This window comes from Mesorhizobium sp. M1322, assembly GCF_040318085.1.
Taxonomy (GTDB): Bacteria; Pseudomonadota; Alphaproteobacteria; order Rhizobiales; family Rhizobiaceae; genus Mesorhizobium.
Genome location: NZ_JAMYLP010000064.1, coordinates 1 through 20,284, shown reverse-complemented (window position 1 = coordinate 20,284; position 20,284 = coordinate 1). Strand labels below are relative to the sequence as shown.

The 20,284-nt window shown below is 63.4% G+C and carries 17 protein-coding genes and 1 pseudogene; 15 read left to right on the top strand and 3 right to left on the bottom strand.

Translation table 11 applies throughout. The features are described 5' to 3' along the window. Positions 1-39: 39 nt before the first annotated feature. The 6 genes and pseudogenes from NKH12_RS21335 (at position 40) to NKH12_RS21310 (ending at position 5,602) form a co-directional block, all read left to right on the top strand. Complete coding sequence (locus tag NKH12_RS21335; RefSeq protein WP_352954944.1) at positions 40-1,101, top strand: ABC transporter substrate-binding protein; 1,062 nt, start codon at positions 40-42, stop codon at positions 1,099-1,101. Positions 1,102-1,126: 25 nt separating this feature from the next. Further along, positions 1,127-1,996, top strand: a complete 870-nt coding sequence (locus NKH12_RS21330; protein ID WP_352954943.1) for an ABC transporter permease — start codon at positions 1,127-1,129, stop codon at positions 1,994-1,996. Further along, positions 1,996-2,784 carry an ABC transporter permease gene (locus NKH12_RS21325; RefSeq protein WP_352954942.1) on the top strand — a complete coding sequence of 263 codons (789 nt, stop codon included), beginning with the start codon at positions 1,996-1,998 and terminating at the stop codon, positions 2,782-2,784. The genes NKH12_RS21330 and NKH12_RS21325 overlap by 1 nt, the downstream gene beginning before the upstream one ends. Further along, positions 2,784-3,852: pseudogene (locus tag NKH12_RS21320) on the top strand (ABC transporter ATP-binding protein). The gene NKH12_RS21325 and the pseudogene NKH12_RS21320 overlap by 1 nt, the downstream one beginning before the upstream one ends. 65 nt (positions 3,853-3,917) lie before the next feature. Then, entirely contained in the window at positions 3,918-5,165 is a 1,248-nt protein-coding gene (locus tag NKH12_RS21315) for an aconitase X (protein ID WP_352954941.1), read from the top strand. Then, positions 5,162-5,602, top strand: a complete 441-nt coding sequence (locus NKH12_RS21310; RefSeq protein ID WP_352954940.1) for an aconitase X swivel domain-containing protein — start codon at positions 5,162-5,164, stop codon at positions 5,600-5,602. Before NKH12_RS21315 ends, NKH12_RS21310 begins: the two co-directional genes overlap by 4 nt. Here NKH12_RS21310 and NKH12_RS21305 read toward each other — a convergent pair. Then, positions 5,599-6,681 (bottom strand): SIP domain-containing protein, encoded by a 1,083-nt coding sequence (locus NKH12_RS21305; protein ID WP_352954939.1) that lies wholly within the window; start codon positions 6,679-6,681, stop codon positions 5,599-5,601. The genes NKH12_RS21310 and NKH12_RS21305 overlap by 4 nt on opposite strands. 2 nt (positions 6,682-6,683) lie before the next feature. Continuing rightward, entirely contained in the window at positions 6,684-8,810 is a 2,127-nt protein-coding gene (locus NKH12_RS21300; protein WP_352954938.1) for a TonB-dependent hemoglobin/transferrin/lactoferrin family receptor, read from the bottom strand. A 308-nt stretch (positions 8,811-9,118) separates the two neighbouring features. Between NKH12_RS21300 and NKH12_RS21295 the strand changes: the two genes are divergently transcribed. Beyond that, on the top strand, positions 9,119-9,946 hold the full coding sequence (locus NKH12_RS21295; protein ID WP_352954937.1) for a heme/hemin ABC transporter substrate-binding protein: 828 nt from the start codon (positions 9,119-9,121) through the stop codon (positions 9,944-9,946). A gap of 67 nt (positions 9,947-10,013) precedes the next feature. On the opposite strand, the gene NKH12_RS21290 is transcribed toward NKH12_RS21295, so the two are convergent. After that, complete coding sequence (locus tag NKH12_RS21290) at positions 10,014-11,045, bottom strand: LacI family DNA-binding transcriptional regulator (RefSeq protein ID WP_352954936.1); 1,032 nt, start codon at positions 11,043-11,045, stop codon at positions 10,014-10,016. Between the two features lie 362 nt (positions 11,046-11,407). On the opposite strand from NKH12_RS21290, the gene NKH12_RS21285 reads away from it, so the two are divergent. The 8 genes from NKH12_RS21285 (at position 11,408) to NKH12_RS21250 (ending at position 20,184) form a co-directional block, all read left to right on the top strand. Beyond that, positions 11,408-13,021, top strand: coding sequence for an extracellular solute-binding protein (locus NKH12_RS21285; RefSeq protein ID WP_352954935.1), 1,614 nt, complete (start codon positions 11,408-11,410; stop codon positions 13,019-13,021). A gap of 81 nt (positions 13,022-13,102) precedes the next feature. Further along, positions 13,103-13,963, top strand: a complete 861-nt coding sequence (locus tag NKH12_RS21280) for a carbohydrate ABC transporter permease (RefSeq protein WP_352954934.1) — start codon at positions 13,103-13,105, stop codon at positions 13,961-13,963. Then, positions 13,960-14,919 (top strand): carbohydrate ABC transporter permease, encoded by a 960-nt coding sequence (locus NKH12_RS21275; protein WP_352954933.1) that lies wholly within the window; start codon positions 13,960-13,962, stop codon positions 14,917-14,919. The genes NKH12_RS21280 and NKH12_RS21275 overlap by 4 nt, the downstream gene beginning before the upstream one ends. After that, positions 14,916-16,007, top strand: coding sequence for an ABC transporter ATP-binding protein (locus NKH12_RS21270; RefSeq protein WP_352954932.1), 1,092 nt, complete (start codon positions 14,916-14,918; stop codon positions 16,005-16,007). The genes NKH12_RS21275 and NKH12_RS21270 overlap by 4 nt, the downstream gene beginning before the upstream one ends. Before the next feature lie 4 nt (positions 16,008-16,011). After that, positions 16,012-17,103 carry an ABC transporter ATP-binding protein gene (locus tag NKH12_RS21265; protein ID WP_352954931.1) on the top strand — a complete coding sequence of 364 codons (1,092 nt, stop codon included), beginning with the start codon at positions 16,012-16,014 and terminating at the stop codon, positions 17,101-17,103. Between the two features lie 35 nt (positions 17,104-17,138). Beyond that, complete coding sequence (locus tag NKH12_RS21260; protein ID WP_352954930.1) at positions 17,139-18,242, top strand: Gfo/Idh/MocA family protein; 1,104 nt, start codon at positions 17,139-17,141, stop codon at positions 18,240-18,242. A 26-nt stretch (positions 18,243-18,268) separates the two neighbouring features. After that, a complete protein-coding gene (locus NKH12_RS21255; protein WP_352954929.1) occupies positions 18,269-19,183 on the top strand; it encodes a sugar phosphate isomerase/epimerase family protein in 915 nt (304 codons plus the stop codon). Positions 19,184-19,248: 65 nt separating this feature from the next. After that, positions 19,249-20,184 carry a sugar ABC transporter substrate-binding protein gene (locus tag NKH12_RS21250; protein WP_352954928.1) on the top strand — a complete coding sequence of 312 codons (936 nt, stop codon included), beginning with the start codon at positions 19,249-19,251 and terminating at the stop codon, positions 20,182-20,184. Positions 20,185-20,284: the final 100 nt, after the last annotated feature.

Sequence of the window (20,284 nt, the reverse complement as noted above, 5' to 3'; positions counted from 1 at the left end):
CAAGCCCGCCAACCGGGCAGAACAATGAGAGGAACGAACATGCGCATGCCCAAACTGACTGCTTTTCTGGCGGCAACCGCCGTCTTCGCTTCGGCACTTACGCTGGCCGCCAGGGCCGACGAAGTGCATGTGCTCAACTGGAAGGGATACGGCGCCGACGAGCCCTGGGCCATCGCCGCCTTCGAGAAGGCGACCGGCAACAAGGTCGTCAACGACTTCTTCAATTCCGAACAGGAAATGCTGACAAAGCTCAGGACAAATCCCGGCCTCTACGATGTCGTCATGATCAACGCCGCCTTCAACGACCAGGCGATGGCGGAAAAACTGATCCAGCCGATCGATGTCTCGAAGATTCCCAACTATGCCGACATCAGCCCAGACAAGGCAGGCTCGCCGATGCTCGCCCGCGATGGCAAGGTCTATGGCGTGCCATGGGTGTGGGGCTTGACCTCGCTCGCCATCAACGAGAAATCCTTCGAGACGCCGCCGACCAGCATCACCGAAATGTGGAACGAAGCCCATAAGGGCCGCGTGGTCATTCGCGACGACGCGGTCGAAGCGGTTCAGTTCGGCGCCATCGCCACCGGCCAGAACATCAACGACATCAAGGACATGGAGGCGGTCAAGGCGAAGCTGACCTCGCTCATGCCGCAGATCAAGACATTCTGGAGCTCGGAGAACGACTGGAACCAGATGGTCGCCTCCAACCAGATCGACATCGGCACCTACTGGAGCGGCTCGGCCGACCGTGCCAAGACGCATTTCAAGCTGCCGGTCGCGCTGGTCATCCCAAGGGAAGGCGCCGTCGCCTGGCTCGACGCTTTTTCCATTCCGGTCGGTGCCAAGAACGTCGCCGGCGCCGAGGCCTTCATCAACTACATGATTGATCCCGGCTTCTACGTTGAATGGGTCACCAAGGTCGGCGCGCCGGTCTCGGCCAACACCAAGGCGGTTGCCGCGCTTCCCGAAGATGCGTTCAACCGCAAGGTGATGGGCGACCCTGATGTCGCCAAACGCATCCAGTTCCAGGCGCCGATCACCGACGCGCAGCGCGAGGCTTATCTGGCGCTGTGGCAAGAGCTCAAAGTCAACGTGAAGTAGCGGGCGGGCTTTCGGGGAGAGGCATATGGCTGAACAGGTCGCGATCGGTTCGAGGAGCGGATTGCGATCGGCTTTGCCCCTGCTTCTGCCCGCTTATCTGTGGCTGACGGTGGCGATCTTCCTGCCGCTGTCGGCCATGGTCTTCTTCTCCTTCATGACCGAGCTGCCGCTGTCGGGGAAGGCGTGGTCGTTCACGCTGGAGAACTACGCCACCTTCTTCTCAGAGCGGCTGTATTTGACGCTGCTGCTGGCCTCGCTCCGGCTCGGGCTCGAGGTGACGCTGTGGTGTGTCGTTATCGGCTATCCCGCGGCCTATGTGCTGGCCAAGGTGCTGAAGGGACGCAGCCGCGAGGCGATCTTCCTGCTCGTTATCCTGCCGTTCTGGAGCAACTGGCTGGTGCGCATCTTCTCCTGGGCGATGGTTCTGCGTGAAGGCGGCATTCTCGACACCGCGCTCAATGCGGTGCTGCCGTTCAAGATCAACATCGACCTGATGTATTCCTATCCGGCCGTCATCATCGGGCTGGTGCACTCCTATGTGCCCTACATGGTGCTGACCTGTTACCTTACGCTGCAGGCAATCGACGATTCTCTGATCGAGGCAGGACGTTCGCTCGGCGCCTCACGGCCGCAGATGCTGAGGCGGGTGATCATCCCGCTGTCCATGCCGGGGCTGGTGGCGGGCGCAGCGCTGATCTTCGTGCCCGTCGTCGGCTCCTTTATGGAGCCGCGTATCCTCGGCGGGCGCACCGGCACCTTCTACGGAACGGTCATCGAGGATCAGTTCGTCGCCGTTTTCAATTGGCCGCTGGGCGCAGCGCTGTCCTTCATCCTGCTGGCCGTCGTCCTGGTCATTCTTGCGCTGACATCGCCGGTGCTCAGGAGGGCCGCCTGATGGCGACGACCCGTATCCTCGAATGGCTTGGCCGGCTCTACATCTGGCTGCTGCTCGCCTTCCTCTATCTCCCGATCGTCATCATGGCGCTGATGTCGTTCAACGTCTCGCCCTTCTACCAATTGCCGTTCGAATGGACGACTGAATGGTACGCGTCGCTGTGGCAGAACGACCAGCTGATCTCCGCAACCTGGAACAGCATAGAGATCGCCGTCATCACCACCATCCTTTGCACCGCGCTCGGCACGGCGGCGTCGCTGGCGCTCTATCGCTACGAATTTCGCGGCAAGAAATTCCTGCAAGCGCTGCTGTTTCCGCCGATCGCCATTCCGTGGCTGATCACCGGCACGGCGATGCTGATCTTCTTCTTCGGCATCGGCATCGGGCGTGGGCTATTCGCGATCCTGCTCGGCCATGTGGCGCTGGCGTTGCCGTACGTGATCGTCGTCGTCTCGGCTCGGCTGCAGACCTTTGCGCCGGAACTGGAAGAGGCGGCGCGATCGCTCGGCGCCAACCAGTGGCAGGTGACGCGGCGCGTGACGTTGCCGTGGATCATGCCGGGCGTCATCGCCGGCGGGCTGTTCGCCTTTGCCGTATCGTTCGACCAGTTCGTGGTCTCATACTTCCTGTCGACGCCGGGCCAGACAACATTGCCGGTCGAAATCTACGCCGCGATCCGCAAGGGTTTTACGCCCGAGATCAATGCGGTCTCGACAATCATCATCGTCGTCTCGATGGCGCTGATGCTGCTTACGGCACGTTTCTTCAAATTCGGCGGAGAGAAATAATGGCCGGCGTGCAAGTATCGAATTTGTCGCGCAGTTTCGGGGCGCACAAGGCACTGGATGACGTCTCCGTCGATTTTGCCGACGGTGGTTTCTATGCACTGCTTGGGCCCTCGGGCAGCGGCAAGACCACGCTGCTGCGGCAGATCGCGGGCTTCGATTTTCCCGACTCCGGCCGCATCGCGATCGGCGGCGAGAGCGTCGAGCGGGTGCCGGTCGAGAGGCGGCGCATCGGCATGGTGTTTCAGAACTATGCGCTGTTTCCCAACATGAGCGTGGCCGACAATGTCGCCTTCGGCCTGTCGGTGCGCGGGGAGGCCAAGGCAACGATCGCCAGCGAGGTGCAGCGTGCGCTCGACCTGGTGCAGCTCGGCAAGCTCGGTGGCCGCCGGCCGCATCAGCTGTCCGGCGGCCAGCGCCAGCGCGTCGCGCTGGCGCGCGCCATCGTCACCAAGCCGCGCGTGCTTTTGCTCGACGAGCCGCTGGGCGCGCTCGACAAAGCGCTGCGCGTCGACATGCAGATCGAGCTGAAACGCATCCAGCGCGAGATCGGCATCACCACCATCTTCGTCACCCACGACCAGGAAGAGGCGCTGACGATGAGCGACCGCATCGGTATCCTGCGCGACGGCCGGCTGGTGCAGGAAGGACCGCCGGAGGACATCTACGACAGCCCGAAGAGCGAATTCGCCGCCACCTTCCTCGGTGACGCCAACATATTGCGCGGCGAGACCACCGGCATCGGCATCCGCTTGCCCGACGGCACGGCGATCGCCGCCGGGGCTGGCGCGACGCTTTCCGCTGGCGCCAAAGCAAGCTGCGCGGTGCGGCCCGAACGCATCCGCATCGCCGCCGATTCCGGAGGCGCGGACCAGGCCGATGGCAATGTGCTCCGTGGCCAAGTCTCCAAGCGTATCTTCGCCGGCAACAACAGCACCTATTTCGTCGAACGCGAACGGGCAAACGCTCAGGGTCATCGTGCAGAACACAGGCATTGAAAGGTTGGCGGAAGGACAAGAGGTGATGTTGCGCTGGTCGCCGGAGAGTACGGTGCTGATCGCTGCGAACTGATCTTGCCAGGGGGACCGCAATCGAGGAGAGCATGATCGGGCATAGTGCCGAAGGCGGAACATCCGATGACGCTTGAACTCAGTGCGGATGACCAGTCGATGCTGCAGGGCGAGCAGGGCCCGGCCGTGGCCGCCGCGATGAAGATACTGGTCGCCTTTTCCAACGCAGTCGGCGCGCGCAAGCTGTTGGACATTGCTGGGGCCCATATCGATGGCTGCCTCTATCACGGCCAAGCCAGCCTCGATTTCGTCGAAAGGCTGGTCGAGGGCGGCGGTCGCGTGCATGTGCCGACGACGCTGAATGTCGGCTCGTTCGACCTCATCCATCCCGGACTGGTGAAGATGCCGCCGTCGCAAGAGGCGCCGGCACGCCGTCTGATGAAGGCGCATCTGGAGCTCGGCTGCCAGGCGACATTCACCTGCGCGCCCTATCAGACGCGGTTCCGGCCGGCTTTCGGCGAACAGATCGCCTGGGGCGAGTCCAACGCCATCGTCTTTGCCAATTCGGTGATCGGTGCCCGGACCAACCGCTATGGTGATTTCATCGATCTGTGCTGCGCGATGACCGGGCGCGCGCCGGCCTGGGGACTGCATCTCAGCGAAAACCGGCGCGGCCAGGTGCTGTTCGAGCTGTCCGGTTCTTTCGAGCCTGCCGACACCCTGTTCGTTGGCGTCGGGCTGATCGTCGGGCAGGCGAGTGGCGACCGCATTCCTGTCATGTCAGGCCTGCCGCAGCCGCGCGACGAGGACCAGCTGAAGGCGCTGGGTGCGGCGGCGGCAACGACGGGCGCGGTGGCACTGTTTCATGCGGTCGGCATCACGCCGGAAGCAAGGACGCTCGACGAGGCATTTCGCGGCATGGCGCCGGAGGCGACGATCCGGATCTGTCGCGCCGACATCGACCAGGCGCTGGCAAAACTGTCGAGCATCCCCGACGGCGCGCCGCTTGCGGCGGTATCGCTCGGCACGCCGCATTTTTCGCATGAGGAATGGATGCGCCTGCTGCCGCTGCTGCACGAGGTCGCGCCGGGCAGGGGCGTTCCGATCTATGTCAACACCGGACGCGCCACTTTGAAGAGATTGCAGGATGAGGGCGCACTGGCCGGCATGGAGGCGTTCGGCCTCATTCCGGTTGCGGATACCTGCACTTATGTCACCACCATCCTCGAGCGTCTCGACGGCGTGGTGATGACCAATTCCGGCAAATGGGCACATTACGCGCCCGGCAATATCGGCGTGTCGGTGGCGTTCGGCGACATGGAAGATTGCGTCCGCTCGGCAGCGGCCGGGCATGTCGTGCGGAGCGCGCCATGACGCGGTCGGCCGAAACAGACCGGATCGAACGCACCGGCATCTTCCAGCTTGCCGGCGAAGCGCAAGGCTCGGCGCTGGTGTTTTCGCACGCGCTCAGCTTCTGGGGCGGGATCGACGTCGAAACAGGCGAAATCATCGACCACTCGCATTCTGGTCTTGGCCAAAATGTCGCCGGCAAGATTTTGGTGATGGCATCCGGGCGCGGCTCGTCGTCCTCGTCTTCGATTCTCGCCGAGGCGATCCGCCGGGGCACGGCGCCGGCCGGCATTATCCTGGAGCGGCCGGATCCGATCCTTGCCGTCGGCGCCATCGTCGCCGAGTTCCTCTACGATGTCAGCATGCCGCTGGTCGTCTGCGATGTCTCAGGCATTGTCTCAGGCGACCGGATCGCGATCAGCATGGCTGACGATGCGCAAGCGATGGTAAGCAAGATCTAGCCGGCCATCAGTCCTGCCGCGCCCTGCCGCCAATAGGCCGCTGCCAGCGTCTCGTCGCGGCCAAGCCCCAGCGTACCGCGCCAGTGTTCGCGCACCGTCGTGGCGGCAGCCGCTTCCGCAGCGAACCAGCCGAACGCCGAACCGGTCGGCCATGCCACTGACAGGATGGCGCGCGCCAGCCTTTCGTCGAGGCCGGCCGGTACACCATTTCTCGGCAGCCAGTGCAGCTCTATGCCGGTCGCGTTGTCGATCACCTGTCGTTCGCCATCGTCGGCGATCTCGATGTAGGCCGCGCCTTTCGTCTCGGCGGGCAGCGTCTCCAGCATGCGCGCCAGCGCCGGCAGGCCGGTTTCGTCGGCGCCCATGAGATACCATGATGCCAGCCGCACCGGGCGGCCGACCGGTCCCATGATGCCGATTTTCATGCCCGCAGTTGCCTGCATGGCCCAGTGCGCGCCGACGCTGTCGCCGGGATGGATCAGGAAGTCGACGTCGATGATGCCCTTTTCCAGGTCGAGCGCCCGGATCGTGTAGACGCGCGCCAGCGGACGCCTGTCGTTCGAGGGCCAGGCTGGCAAGCCATTGCCGCCGAGCACGGGCCAGAGCGGTTCGGGCACCTCCCTGGTCGGAAACAGCATGCGGATATGCATGCCGCCGAATTTCGCGAAACGCCCCAGATCCTCACCAGCGAAGCGGATGCGGCGCATATGCGGTGTGAGATCGCCAACTTGGGTGACGACCATCTCGCGGAACTGAGCGAGGCGGGTTTCCCCGGCGAAATCGCCGGTCCAGACGATCTCGGGGTTTTCTTCCTTGGCATAAACTTCGATCGCGGTGGCCAGCAGATCCTTGATGCGCGCCAGCCCGTCGCGGTCGGCGGCATTGGCCCGCATCACCAGCCGGTCCACGTCGAAGGATGCGCCGCCGAAGGCGAAGCGGAAGTCGAGCCGCTGCCCCTCTTGCGAGGCATCGGCATCGAAACTCTGCAGCCGGTCGCTGATGCGGTCGATGTAAAGCGGCAGGTTGGGCAGGTTCAAACGCGCTTCGCAGGCCAGTCCGCTCGCCGATGCTTCGCTCATGCTCAACCTCCGATCCTGCCGGTCAGCGCCACTTTGAAGGTGCGGCCCTTGCCCTGTTCAGTCGCCGCCGACGTCGACCATGCGCTTTGCGGGTCGGTGTAGGCGGTGTCAAACACGTTATCGACGGCGAAATCGAGCCTGGCGTGATCATTGATGCGCCAGTTGGCGAAGACATTGACGAGGTCGAAGCCGTCATTGATTTCGGGCGGCCGGTCCGGATCGGTGCGGCTGGTGCGGGTGGTCTTGCCGACGCTGAGATATTGCGCGCCGATGGTGAGCTGGTCTTCCAGCATCCTGAAGCCGACGGTCGCCGAGAAGCGGTCGAGCGGCGTGTTGTTCAGCGCCTGGCCGGAGTAAACTCCGCTGACGACCTTGGCGTCGATCAGGGCGCCGGCCAGATTCACGAAACCCCAGCCATAGTCGTAGACCGCCTCGGCCTCGATGCCTTTCAGCCGCGCGTCGCCGATGTTGATCGCTGTTCTCGGCAAGACGGTCAGGTCGACGTCGATATAATCCTCGATATCGGTGTGGAAGACGTTGACCTTGGCACGAAACAGATCGCCGGCGGTCAGCACATCGTCGTATTTCAAATTGACGCCGGCTTCCCAGCTCTTCGCCGTTTCGGGCTGCAGAAGCAGGTTGGGCTGGTAGCTGTCGCCCCCGCCATGCGCACCGCCGCCGCGATAGACGTCCTGCAGGCCCGGTGCCCGGTAGCCTTCGGAATAGGTGCCGTAGAGCTGGAAGCCTTCGAGTGGCGTAACGCCAACGGTGAGGCGGGGCGACCAGCGGTCGCCCGACATCGAGGCTTCCTCCGGCGGCACGGTCTTCGTTTCGCCGTCGAGCTGGTAGCCATCATAGCGCATGGCGGCGATGAGCTGCAGCCAGTTCTCATAGTCGCCCTGCCATTGCAGGAAGCCGCCATAGCCCTGCTGCTCGCCGGCGCCGAAATGCGCGGCCTCCGATGAGGCCTCCAGATAGTAGTAATCGAGCCCGTAGGTGAGGGTATGTGCCATCTCCCAGGCGTCGAAGCGCGAGGAGTTCTTCAAGTTGAAACCTAACGTGGCGACGTCGTAATAGCGGAACTTGCCGATGGCCGACACCGGCCAGACCTGTGTCTGCTCGGCGCGCGTGCGGTTGTGGTAGAGATTGGCGCTGAAGTCGATCAGCTCGTTGTCGTCAGGCTTCCAGGTATAGGCTGCCGTGTAGGTCTGGTTGGTCGTGTCGGTGTCGTAACGGCTGAGCGTCGGCGAGGTTGAACCGCTCGATCCGGTGATCTGGTCGCTATAGCGCTGCAGGATCGCGCCGAGCTTGAGCTCGTGGCCGTCGGCGGGGCGCAGCGTCGCCTTCATATAGCCGCTGGTGATGCTCTCGCCGGTCCACGGCACCGTGTCGCCATTGCCGTCGGTGTAGCTGTCGCGGTCGCGATAGATGAGATTGCCGATGATATCGGCGTCGTCGCTGAAGCGGTAGGCGCCGGTGGTGCTGGTGGTGAAGCCGTGGCCATTGCTCTCATAACCGAGCTTTTCGCTCAGCGCCCAACGTTCCTCCTGCTTGAGGAAATCGCCGGCATCCTTGGTTTCGAAGGAGACGACGCCGCCGATGCCCCCCGAGCCATAGGCATTCGAGACCGGGCCGCGAATGACTGTCGCATCTTTGATCAGCTCGGGCTCGACATAGAACGAGCCCGAGCCGTGGCCGACGCGCCAGTAATCCTGGCGGGCGCCGTCGAGCGTCACCACCACGCGGCCATATTGTTCCAGTCCGCGAATGTTGATGGCAGTCGCCGGATCGTCGCCGTTCATCGAGGCGGCAACGCCGGGCGTGGTGCGGAAAATGTCGGCGGCGGTGTCTGGCTGGATGCGTTCGAGCTCTTCAGAGTCGACGGCACTGATGGCGGCCATCGAGTCGATGACAGCCGTCTTGATCATCGTCGCCGAGATGGTGATCAGGTCGAGCACGGTCGGCTCGTTCGCTCCAGCCTGCTGGAGCGGCTTGGCTGGACGGTCGGCCTTGGCGGCGGCGCCTTCCTTCTGCTCCTCCTGCGCGGTGGCGGGCGGCGCGGCACACAGGCCGAGTGCGAAGGCGAGCGCGGTGCTCGCCATCAAGGTCTTGTTGCGTGTCAGTCTCATAGCGATGCCGCCCCCGGAAAAGCAAGATTGCTGGCGGCGGCCGTCGGCCCTGGCTGGCATGATGGAGAAGCTCGACCGGTGGGTCGGGCAGGGCTACTTATTGAAACATGATGACATTAGTCAACTTTAATTTTATAGCCACGACCATCATCGAGGAATCTCAAGCGCAGGAGCGAGACGGCATGGTCGGCAGTGGCGGAGGGCGCAGGCAGATGCGCTGGTTTCGATCGGGCAGCATGGCGGTTATGCTACTGTTGGCGTTTTCTGTTCTTGCGCCGTCTTGCGGATTCAACGCGCTGGCCGCGGATATGGTCGTCGACGCATCGGGGCGGACCGTCGTGACCGGTCCGGGAACCAGGATATTGACGCTCGGTTCCGACGTTACCGAGATCGTTGATGCGCTGGGCGCCGGCGGCCGGATCATCGCGGTTGATCGCGGCAGCAAATATCCCGCTTCCGTCGCGCAAAAGCCGGATGTCGGCTACCGGCGGCAATTGTCCGTGGAAGGCTTGGTCGCGCTTCGCCCCGATCTGATCCTGGCGGCGCAGGACAGCGGGCCGCCGGAGGCAATCGAGGTGCTCAAGTCGCTGGCGATCCCGGTCGTCTTCGTGCCGGAAGACAACAGTCCGCAAGGCATCGAACGCAAGATCACCCTGATTGCCGCAGCGCTTCGCCTTGAGCACAAGGGCAGGGAGGTTTCACGGGACGTGCTCGACGCCTTCAAGGCTGCCGCCGATCTCGCCGCGAAAATTGCACCCGAGCGCCGCAAGAAAGTAGTGTTCTTCCACGGCCTCGTGCGGCTGAGTGCTGCCGGCGCCGGCACCGCGGCCGATGCAATCATCCGCTATGCAGGCGGCATCAATCCGATGGTCGTAGTGCAGGGCTACAAGCCAGCGTCGGAAGAAAAGCTGATCGAAATGGCGTCCGACGTGATTCTGATGATGAGCGACGGCAAGGGCGGCCCCACCGCCGAACAGGTGTTCGGCACCCGGGCGCTGAGCGCCACGCCGGCGGCGGAGACAAAGGCGCTGATCGTGCTGGACGGCGCCTATATGATCGGCTTCGGCCCGCGCACCGCCGATGCAATCCGCGACCTCGCGCAGGCTCTCTATCCGGAGGTGGCGGACGCGGATTAGGTCACGAACTTGTGACGCCACGGCCCGCACCTGTTGGCGCGGCCTCTGTTATCATGGGAGCTTCCGTTCAGATCTCCGGGATGCTTTCCCTGAAGATTACCTGCAGCCGCGGCTGGTGCAGTTCGTAGGGCAAGCCCCTGATCGCATGGGTCAAGGTGTTGAGCGCTTCGCGGGCCTCGACGCGCGGGTTCTGGTCGATGACCGCGTCGAGCGTGCCGTCGAGTAAAAGGTCCTTGGTGCCTTCCGTCACTTCGTGGCCGAGAAACACGGTCGACAGCGCCCGGCCTCGCTCCTTGAGTGCGCGAGCGATGCCGGTGTTGCCGGCGCCGACATTGTAGATCGCGGCCAGATCCGGGTGCCGGTCCAGCAGGGCCGAGGCCTCCATATAGGCCTTTTCCCGGTCGTCGAGCATCTCGCGCATCTCGACGATCTGCAGATTGGGCGAGTCTTCCGTCAGGACGTGGCGGAAGCCCATCTCGCGCTCCTCATGGCCGCGATAGGAGAGCGAGCCGGCGAACAGCGCGACTTTGCCCGGGCGATCGGCGCCCATGAAGCGATTGAGCAGATAGCCGGCGAGCCGGCCGGCGGCGCGGTTGTCGATGCCGATATAGGCGACCCTCGGCACATGCAGGATGTCGGACGCGATGGTGACGACCTTGACGCCGCTGGCCGATAGCGAGCGGATCGCCTCGCGGACCGTCGGATGGTCGAGCGCGATGACGCCGACGCCTTGCGTCTGGCCGCGCAATTCCTGCAGCAGGCGGGCAAGCCGGTCGGGATTGAAGCCTTCGATCGTGGCGACGCGCACATCGAGGTCCGGTCTTGACTGCGCCTGCGCCTCGATGTGCCGGTGCAGCATCTTGATGAAGGAATTGGTGCCGGCGGGCAGGGCGAAGTCGAGCCGTATGACGTCGCCGGGCAGGGCGTTGCGTGGGGTCGGGCTGTTCGAATTTTCCGCGATGTAGCCAAGCCGCTGCGCCGTTTCCAGCACGACCTCGCGGGTGCGCGCCCTGACCCCGGCGCGGTTGTTGAGCACACGGTCGACCGTGGCGGCTGAAACGCCGGCTTCCCGGGCTATGTCTGTCAGCGTGGACCGCACAGTCGATCACCTCATTCTAGCGCTACGGGCGCATCAAAATTGCGGATTTAACGAATCGGACGACGACTTCATTGCCATCCGCGATTCTGATGGGAAATGATGTATCCGGCCTTAGCCGATGCGCAAGCCGGCGCGCTACATCAAATCGCGGAGCCCGGCCGAAAAGGCTCGGCGCGGCGCACGGTTCCCTCAAATTCAAGCACCAGGTGCCGTGTAGTAACCTCGCTGGACTGCATTTCTCTCCCTCATCTGCGATCTTATGACGTGTTTTGAGTATTTATGATGTTGACAGCCTTCCCATACTGCCGTCAATATCCATCATGAGGGCCGTGGAGGAACAAGGCCCCGAGGGAGGACTTCCAATGTCTGATATGATCCGCATGTCGCGGCGCCGCTTGCTGGCGTCCGGTGGAAAGGCGGCCGTGCTCGTTGCCGCTGCAGGTATCGCACCGAAATTCATCCGCCCCAGCCGCGCCTATGCGGCCGATGCGCTGGCGCCGGGCATGATCGGCGGCCCGACGGGCTTCGACGGCTCGGAGCACTATCAGTATGGTCCCGACACGCCGGAAGGCCGTGTCATCGAGGCGGCCAAGGCGATGAAGGGCGCCGGCAAGGCGCCGGCCAAGATCGTGCTCGGCCTGTCCGATGGCTCGATCGGCCAGCTGACGCAGCCGTTTCCTGCTGGCGCGCCTTCGATCAAGGATCTTTGGGAGAAGGAAACCGGCATTCCGCTCGAGATTGTCGGCGTGCCGAACGGCCAGGAATTCACCAAAACGATGCAGGATATCTCCACCAAGGGTGGGGCCTATGATATCTATGCGGTAGAATGGAACCGTCTCGGCGACCTCGCCGAAACCGGCGGCATCCTGAAGCTCGACGACTTCGTCGCTCAGTACAAGCCGGAGTGGGACGACCCCGAGCGCGGCTATGTCAACGGCGCCAAGGGCGTCTCGCTGCTTAACCAGTATCGCGGCTCGACCTATGGCGTATCGCTGGATGGCGATTTCCAGACCTGGGTCTACCGCACCGATCTGTTCGGCGATGCGGCCGAGAAGAAAACCTTCTCCGACAAGCATGGCTACGAACTGGCGCCGCCGAAGACCTGGAAGCAGCATGACGAGATCGCGGCCTTCTTCCAGCGCCCCGACAAGGGCCTGTTCGGCTCGACCGATCTGCGCAATCAGGGCTGGGGCTACACCAACTGGTATCAGCGTTATGTTTCAATGGCTTCGCCCAATCAGTTCCTGTTCGACGATACCGGCAAGCCGCTGATCAATTCGGAGCAAGGGATAGCTGCGACCAACGAGTACATCGCCTCGCTGGCCCATCATTCGCCGGACGCGATCTCATGGGGCTGGCCGGAACAGTACGGCAATTTCGCCAAGGGCGGCGCCGCCATGACCTGCGCCTTCTCCAACCTGCCAAAATTCCTCGACAACGCCGGCAACAAGGATTCAGCTGTCACCGGCAAGATCGGCTCGATGCTGCCACCCGGCCGCGAGATCGACGGGAAGCTGATCAGCCGTTCGGTGCTGTGGCTGAACCTCTCGGCTTCGGTCTCCTCGCAGGCCAAAAATCCGGAGGCCTGCTATCTCTTCCTGCAGTGGCTGGGATCGAGCCGGATCTATGCCTGGATGACCGCCAATCCGGGCGGCTATTTCGATCCGTTCCGGCTGTCGGATTTCTCCGACCCGCTGGTCCGCCAGACCTATCACTCCTACCACATGGATGTGGTGCGCGAGACGGTCGCCCGCACTGTGCCGACCATCAACTATCCCGGCGCCACCGCCTTCCACAATGCGCTGGACGAGAACCTCGTCGCCGCGTTGACCAAGGCCAAGACCGCCGAGCAGGCGATGGCCGACACCGAGGCCGAATGGAAGAAGATCGCCCGCCGCACCGGCGAGGAGAAGCTTCTCGAAGCCATCAAGACCAACAAGGAGGCTTGGCCTACCGTTCTCGACCCGATCAGCTGATCCTCCTTCCTGCATCCGAATGGAGGGGAGGAGTGATTGCTCTTCCCCTCCGCAAAACGATGGTACCAGCAAAGCTGCAAGATGAAGCGTTCCGTTCCTTTCGAAGTATTCCGCTATGCAGCGATCCTTGCGGCCATGGCGGTGACGCTGGTGCCGATCCTGTGGATGGTGTCGATGGCCTTCAAGCCGATCGCCGAATGGTCGGCGACCGGCGTCGAGCTGACCTGGTGGCCGAAGAACCCGACGCTCAGCAATTTCCGCTTCGTCTTCGGTGAGTCGACCAACAATCTGATTGTCGCGCTCGACCGCACCGCCCTCAAGCCGATCCTGTCGTCGCTGCTGTCGGCCACGTTCGGCACGGCGATCGCCATGTCGGCGGGCACCGCGGCGGCCTACGGGCTGTCGCGCTTCGGCTCGGGCCAGAACCTGCCGCTGGCGCTGATCCAGCTTCGCCTGTTTCCGCCGATGGCGGTCATGACGCCGGTGATGATCATGTGGGCCTTCCTCAACTTCACCGACAGCTGGTGGGGGCTGTCGCTGATCTACGGCATCGTCACGCTGCCCTTTGCGTTTTGGCTGATGAAGACCTTCTTCGACGACATGCCGCGTGAGATCGAGGAGGCGGCACTGGTCGAGGGCTGTTCGCGGTGGCGCGTCTTTACCCGCATCACGCTGCCGATGATGCGTGCGCCGCTGGCCAGCGCCGCACTGTTCGTCTTCATCCTTAACTGGTCGGACTATCTGATCGCGCTGCTTCTGACGACGCGCGAATGGGTGACGGTCCCGGTCTACATGGCCTCGCTGTCCTCCTCGATGACCGGACAGCTCTACGGCGCCAAGGCAGCGCTCGGGCTGATCGCGGCGGTGCCCCCCGTCATCATGGGCATCGCCATCCAGCGTCATCTGGTGCGTGGGCTGACCTTCGGAGCACTCAAGCAATGAGCGCGGTGACGGCCACAATTTCGGAGGAGGCCATGAATGCCGCCCAGGCAAAGCCGGTGCTGCCGGATGAGGGTGCGCGGCTCGGTTTCCGGCTGACATTGCCGGCGCAGATCCTGGTGCTGTTCATTGCCGTCTTCCCGCTGCTGATGCAGCTTTACATCAGCCTCACCGACTGGTCGCCGCTGTCGGGCCTCGGCTGGTGGAACGCCTGGTCGCTGTGGAACAATTTCGCCAACTATACCGATCTTGCCGCCGACGCCCGTTTCTGGAGCGCGCTGAAGCGCACGGCCATCGTCATGATCGTCTGCGTGCCGGCGGAATTCCTGCTCGGCCTCGCTCTCGCCACGCTGTTTGCCGACGAGTTTCCGGGTAAGCGGATCTTCTACTCGATCCTGCTGACGCCGATGATGGTGGTGCCGGCGGTGGCCGGTTACATGTTTTTCATGCTGTTCCAGTCGGGCGGTCCGGTCAACGACATCCTGTCGGTGGTATCAGGCTTTTCCGTCACCATCGCCTGGCTTTCGGATCCGACCCTGGCGCTCATCGCCGTCATGGTCGCCGATATCTGGCAATGGACGCCGCTGATGTTCCTGATCCTGCTTGCCGGCCTGATCGGCGTGCCGGAGGACCAGATCAAGGCGGCGACGCTGCTCGGCGCCAATCCCTGGCAGCGCTTCGTCACCATCGTGCTGCCGAAGATGAAGACGATCATCATCATAGCGCTGGCGATCCGGGTGATCGAGAACTTCAAGATATTCGACACGCTCTACATCATGACCGGCGGCGGTCCCGGCGTCGCCACCGAGACCATCTCCGTCTACATCTACAAGCTCACCACCCAGGACCTGATCTGGGGCTATGTCGCGGCGATCGCGCTGGCCATCCTGATCGTGCTGTCCATCGCCGCGGTGTTTGCCATGAAGCGCATGGCGCGGGCGCGGGAGGTCCTGGCATGAGCGCCATCCATCTGCAGAATCTGGTCAAGAAGTTCGGCGACTTCACCGCGCTGAAGACGATGGATCTGGCGATTGCCGACGGCGAGTTCATGGCGTTGCTCGGGCCGTCAGGCTGCGGCAAGTCGACGACCATGAACATGATCGCCGGCATGGAGGAGCCGACCAGCGGCAAGATCCTGTTCGGCGAGCGCGACATGGCCGGCGTGCCGATGGGACGGCGCGGCGTCGGCTTCGTGTTCCAGAACTACGCGATCTTCACCCATATGACCGTGCGGCAGAACCTCGCCTACGGCCCAAAAATGCGTGGCGCGGCGAAGGCTGAGATCGACCGCCGCGTCGGCGCCATTGCCGAGATGCTGCAGCTGACGGCGTTGCTCGACCGCAAAGCCGCCCGGCTGTCGGTCAACATATTACAGCGGGTGGCGATCGGCCGTTCGGCGATCATGGAGCCGGCGATCTTCCTGCTCGACGAGCCGCTGTCCAATGTCGATGCGGCCTTCCGGGCGGTTATGCGGACCGAACTGAAGCAGTTGCAGCGGCAGTTCCGGCAGACCATGGTCTATGTCACCCACGACCAACTCGAAGCGATGACCATGGCCGACCGCATCGCGGTGATGGACCACGGCGTGCTGCAGCAGGTCGGCACGCCGCTGGAAGTCTACAACGATCCGGCCAACGTCTTCGTCGCCCGCTTCATCGGTGCGCCGGGAATGAACCTGCTCAGAGGCAGGCCGGCGGAAAGCGACCGTGGGCTGGTCGTCGATCTCGGGCCGCTCGGCGTCACGCCGCCGCTGCCAGTCGAAATCGCCACCGCCGTGCGGCGCGCGCAGGGCGACGTGCTTTACGGTTTCCGCCCGGAACAGGCGGCGCTGGTCAAACACGGCAAGGGGCTTTCCGTGCCAGTGACTTTCGTCGAGCGCATCGGCGCACGCACCATCGTGCATCTCGGCCAGGGCGAGAGCGCTGTGAAGGCGGTGTTCGACAACGATGTCGGGCTGGCGATCGGACAAACGGCAGTCGTCGCGCCGACCGTTCAGTCGGTGCGCGTCTTCGACGCCACCACTGGCCTTGCCTTGCGAGCGGGCTGAGATCATGGCTGATATCGTCTTCCGCAATGTGACCAAACGCTATGGCGGTATGCTCGCCGTCGACGACGCCTCGTTCACTGTCAACGACAATGAGTTCTTCTGCTTCTTCGGCCCGCCGCTGTCGGGCAAGTCGACGGTGCTGCGTCTGGTGCTCGGCCTGGCAACCCCCGATAGCGGCGAGATCCTGATCGGCGGCAGGGCCGTCAACACCGTATCGCCGGCCGAGCGCAACGTCGCCATGGTGTTTCAGAACCTGGCGCTGTTCCCGCATATGAGCGCGCGCGACAACGTCCGCTTTCCCCTGGTCGAACGCCGGGTCGCCGAGGCCGATATCGAAAAGCGTGTCGCCGACGTCGCGGCCAAGCTGCATATCGGCCACATCCTGCACAAGCCGCCGGCGCAGCTTTCGGGCGGCGAGCGGCAGCGCGTGGCGATCGCACGTGCGCTGGTGCGCGATCCCAATGCCTATCTGATGGACGATCCAATCTCGGCGCTCGACGCCAGGCTGCGCGAAGAAACGCGGGTCGAGCTGAAGCGCATCCAGCGCGAGCTTGGCAAGACGCTGATCTATGTCACGCACGACCAGGAAGAGGCGATGTCGGTCGCCGACCGCATGGCCATCCTTGAGAACGGCAAAATCAGACAGATCGGCGCGCCGGCCGAGATTTATGATCGCCCGGCCAGCACCTACGTCGCGCGGCTGCTCGGCTCGCCGATGATGAATATCTTGAAGTCGGTGCGCGGCGAGGGCGGTGTCGAGGCGGCCGAAGGCACGATCCGTATTGCAGACAACGCTACCCCGGCCGATGCCGTCGAGATCGGGCTCAGGCCGGAAGATATCAAGGTCCGGCCCTGGCAGGATGGGGAAATATCGGATGATGGAATGTCGGTTGGGCGGGCGGGCCGCCCGGCACGAGTGTTCGAGGTCGAGCCCCTCGGCGGCTACACCGTGGTGACACTCGCTGCCGGGCAGGCGCGTCTGAGGGCGCTGCTGCGCGGCCAGCCGGACATCAGGCCCGATGCCATGGTGGCGTTATCCTGCGAGCCGGGCAGGGTGCATTATTTCGGGCAAAGCGGGGGAGCGCTGGCACGATGACAGCGGCTGCAAGGAACGAGTTTCGGGAGGAATATATGGCAAGCGAAGAATTAGCGGGCAACGGCTTCGAGCCGGACGTTAAAGTCCGCACCCGGGAATACAGGATCGGCTGCGTTGGCGCCGGCATGATCATGGCCGAATGCCATCTTGCCGCCTACAAGGAGGCCGGTTTTCCGGTGGTGGCGATCGCCTCGCGGACCAAGGCCAGCGCCGAGAAGGTCGCCAGGCGCTGGGAGATCCCGACCGTCCACGATACGCCGGAACAGCTCATCGAGGACGAAAATGTCGAGATCATCGACCTTGCCTTTCCGCCAGACCAGCAGCCGGCACTGATCCGCCATGCGCTGAAGCAGAAGCACATCAAGGCGATCCTGGCGCAAAAGCCGCTGGCGCTATCGCTCAAGGATGCGATCGAGTTGCGCGACGAGGCGGCCAGGGCCGGCAAGATCCTCTCGGTCAACCAGAACATGCGCTACGACCAGTCGATGCGGGTGCTGAAGCAGATCATGGACAGCGGCGCGCTCGGCGACATTGTCTTCGCGCAGATCGACATGCACGCAATCCCGCATTGGCAGAGCTTCCTCGAGGACTATGACCGGCTGACGCTCGCCAATATGAGCGTCCACCATCTCGACGTGCTGCGCTTTCTGTTCGGCGATCCCGACGAGATCACCACGCTGACGCGTAAGGATCCGCGCACGCGCTTCGACCATTCGGACGGCATCACCGTTTCGACGCTGCGGTTCCCGTCTGGGGTGCTGGCCCTGTCGCTGGAGGATGTCTGGTCCGGTCCACGCCATGACGGCTACAAGGACGACCAGCACATCAACTGGCGCGTCGACGGCACAAAGGGCGTCGCCAAGGGCACGATCGGCTGGCCGACAGGCTCCGCCTCGACGCTGACCTATGCCTCGACCGAGACCACCGGCGGCGAATGGGTGACGCCCAGCTGGGACACGATGTGGTTTCCGCACGCTTTCATCGGGGTGATGGAGCAGCTCCAGCACGCGGTGAAGACCGGCACGCCGCCGGCGCTGTCCGTCGCCGACAACGTCAAGACCATGGCGCTGATCGAAGCCGGCTATCGCTCGATCGACGAGGGTCGCACGGTCAAGCTTTCTGAAATCTCAATCAACTGAATCGCTTACAGGGAGGAGTTCACACCATGATGCAGGCAGGTATCTTCACGGGCTATTTCCCGTACGGCCTCAAGGAAACCGCGCAGAAGATCCGCGCGCTCGATTTCAACACCGTGCAGCTCGACCTACATTTTAGGGATATCGACCTGTCGGCCGGGCAGATCACCAAGGACAAGGCCAAGACTGTCCGCGATACGTTCCGCGACCACAACCTGCCGATCTGCTGTGTGTCGGGCTACACCAACATCATCCACCCGGACATAGGCGAGCGCGAGAGGCGCGTCGGCTATCTGAAGGAGATCATCCGCAATGCGCGCCATTTCGGCACGCCTTACGTGATCTCGGAAACCGGCACCTACAACACCGAGTCCGATTGGGTCCACCATCCCAAGAACAAGACCGAGGAAGGCTTCGAGGAATGCCGCAAGGTCATCGCCGACCTTGCTCAGACGGCCTACGACCACGGCGCGGTCTTCCTGCTCGAAACCTATGTCAACAATGTCGTCGGCTCGGTCGAGGAGACGGTGAGGATGTTCGCACAGGTCGACCATCCCGGCCTCGGCCTGTTGATGGACCCGACCAATTATTTCGAGATGCATAACATCGACAGGATGGACCAGATCCTGAACCAGGTGTTCGACACGCTGACCGACAAGATCAAGATCGCACACGCCAAGGACGTCAAGCGATCGGGCGGCGACAAGTCGGAGAAGCACGCCGACATCGGTGACGAGAACGCGCTGGAGAGCCACACTTTCCGTGGTGTCGGCGAGATCGAGCTGCCGGCGCCCGGCCTCGGTTCGCTCAACTACGACCTCTATCTGCAGCGGCTTGCCGAAAAGCACCCGAACATTCCGGTCATCATTGAGCATCTCTCGGAAGACGACGTGCCGCGCGCCAAGAAATTCCTCGACGGGAAGTTCCGCGCCAACGGCCTCTGACAAGCCGTGCGCCGCCGCTCTCGGGCGACGCTTCGGCCGGAGGAAACAACAATGGAGGAAGCGAAATGTTGAAATTCGGATTGAAACTGGCGGCGGCCGCGACAGTGCTCGCCGGCCTCGCATTCAGCTCGCAGGCATTGGCGCAGGAGAAGACGTTCTATCTGCTGTCGCATGGCGGCCCGTCGGATGCATTCTGGCTCGACTGGAATGCCGGCGCCACCAAGGCCTGCGACCAGCTCAAAGTGACCTGCAAGATCTCCTTCAGCGGTGGCGACATGGCGGCGCAGAAGGAAGCGTTCAACTCGGCGCTCGCCGCCAAGCCCGACGGCATCGGCACCACCTCGGCCCAGCCAGGACTGTGGACGGAAGAGGTGAAGGCGGCCAAGGCTGCGGGCATCCCGATCGTGTTCTTCAATACCGACGATCCGGCGACCGGACGGCAGGCCTATGTCGGCGCTGACCTCAAGGAGGCCGGCGCCATCTGGGCAAAATACCTGGTCGACCACAAGATGGTGAAGCAGGGCGACAAGGTGTTCCTGCCGGTGGAAGTGCCTGGAGCCAGCTACCAGCAGCTCGAGACTGAAGGCATCGCCAGCGTCTTCGATCCGCTCGGCATCAAATATGACGTGGTCGATTGCGGCACCGATCCGGCCGGCATCATCGCCAAGATGACCGACTATATGGTGGCCAACAATCCGCCGGCGGTCATTGCGCTCGGCGATTCCGTCGCGGCCAGCATCAAGCGGGTGTTCGACGGCGCCGGCGTGCCGGCCGGCAAGATCCCGGTCGTCGGCTGGGGCAATTCCAAGGAAACCGCGGAAGCCGTCAAGGCCGGCTTCGTCAACGCGGCCGCCTGGCAGTTCCCGTCGGCGCAAGGCTTCATGCCGGTCGCGCTGCTCGGTCTCGCCGCCTCGGGCGAACCGATCGGCTACGACATCCACACCTTCAGCCTCTACGACGCGACAAGCGTCGAGCCGATCCTGAAACTCTACAACAAGTGATGGAAATTGACGTCCGGCGCGCACCGGGGGGGCGGCGGAGCCAGGGTTGGTGCGAGGCCGGCTGGGCAATTGCGCGGCAGGGGCTATTGCGGCGGGCCAC

Excerpts from the sequence above, each read along its gene's own strand:
- NKH12_RS21250 (WP_352954928.1), top strand. The coding sequence starts at position 19,249 with ATGTTGAAATTCGGATTGAAACTGGCGGCGGCCGCGACAGTGCTCGCC.
- NKH12_RS21305 (WP_352954939.1), bottom strand. The coding sequence starts at position 6,681 with ATGAGCGAAGCATCGGCGAGCGGACTGGCCTGCGAAGCGCGTTTGAAC.
- NKH12_RS21335 (WP_352954944.1), top strand. The coding sequence starts at position 40 with ATGCGCATGCCCAAACTGACTGCTTTTCTGGCGGCAACCGCCGTCTTC.
- NKH12_RS21330 (WP_352954943.1), top strand. The coding sequence starts at position 1,127 with ATGGCTGAACAGGTCGCGATCGGTTCGAGGAGCGGATTGCGATCGGCT.
- NKH12_RS21300 (WP_352954938.1), bottom strand. The coding sequence starts at position 8,810 with ATGAGACTGACACGCAACAAGACCTTGATGGCGAGCACCGCGCTCGCC.
- NKH12_RS21295 (WP_352954937.1), top strand. The coding sequence starts at position 9,119 with ATGGTCGTCGACGCATCGGGGCGGACCGTCGTGACCGGTCCGGGAACC.
- NKH12_RS21275 (WP_352954933.1), top strand. The coding sequence starts at position 13,960 with ATGAGCGCGGTGACGGCCACAATTTCGGAGGAGGCCATGAATGCCGCC.
- NKH12_RS21285 (WP_352954935.1), top strand. The coding sequence starts at position 11,408 with ATGTCTGATATGATCCGCATGTCGCGGCGCCGCTTGCTGGCGTCCGGT.
- NKH12_RS21310 (WP_352954940.1), top strand. The coding sequence starts at position 5,162 with ATGACGCGGTCGGCCGAAACAGACCGGATCGAACGCACCGGCATCTTC.
- NKH12_RS21270 (WP_352954932.1), top strand. The coding sequence starts at position 14,916 with ATGAGCGCCATCCATCTGCAGAATCTGGTCAAGAAGTTCGGCGACTTC.
- NKH12_RS21315 (WP_352954941.1), top strand. The coding sequence starts at position 3,918 with ATGACGCTTGAACTCAGTGCGGATGACCAGTCGATGCTGCAGGGCGAG.
- NKH12_RS21260 (WP_352954930.1), top strand. The coding sequence starts at position 17,139 with ATGGCAAGCGAAGAATTAGCGGGCAACGGCTTCGAGCCGGACGTTAAA.
- NKH12_RS21265 (WP_352954931.1), top strand. The coding sequence starts at position 16,012 with ATGGCTGATATCGTCTTCCGCAATGTGACCAAACGCTATGGCGGTATG.
- NKH12_RS21325 (WP_352954942.1), top strand. The coding sequence starts at position 1,996 with ATGGCGACGACCCGTATCCTCGAATGGCTTGGCCGGCTCTACATCTGG.
- NKH12_RS21280 (WP_352954934.1), top strand. The coding sequence starts at position 13,103 with ATGAAGCGTTCCGTTCCTTTCGAAGTATTCCGCTATGCAGCGATCCTT.
- NKH12_RS21255 (WP_352954929.1), top strand. The coding sequence starts at position 18,269 with ATGATGCAGGCAGGTATCTTCACGGGCTATTTCCCGTACGGCCTCAAG.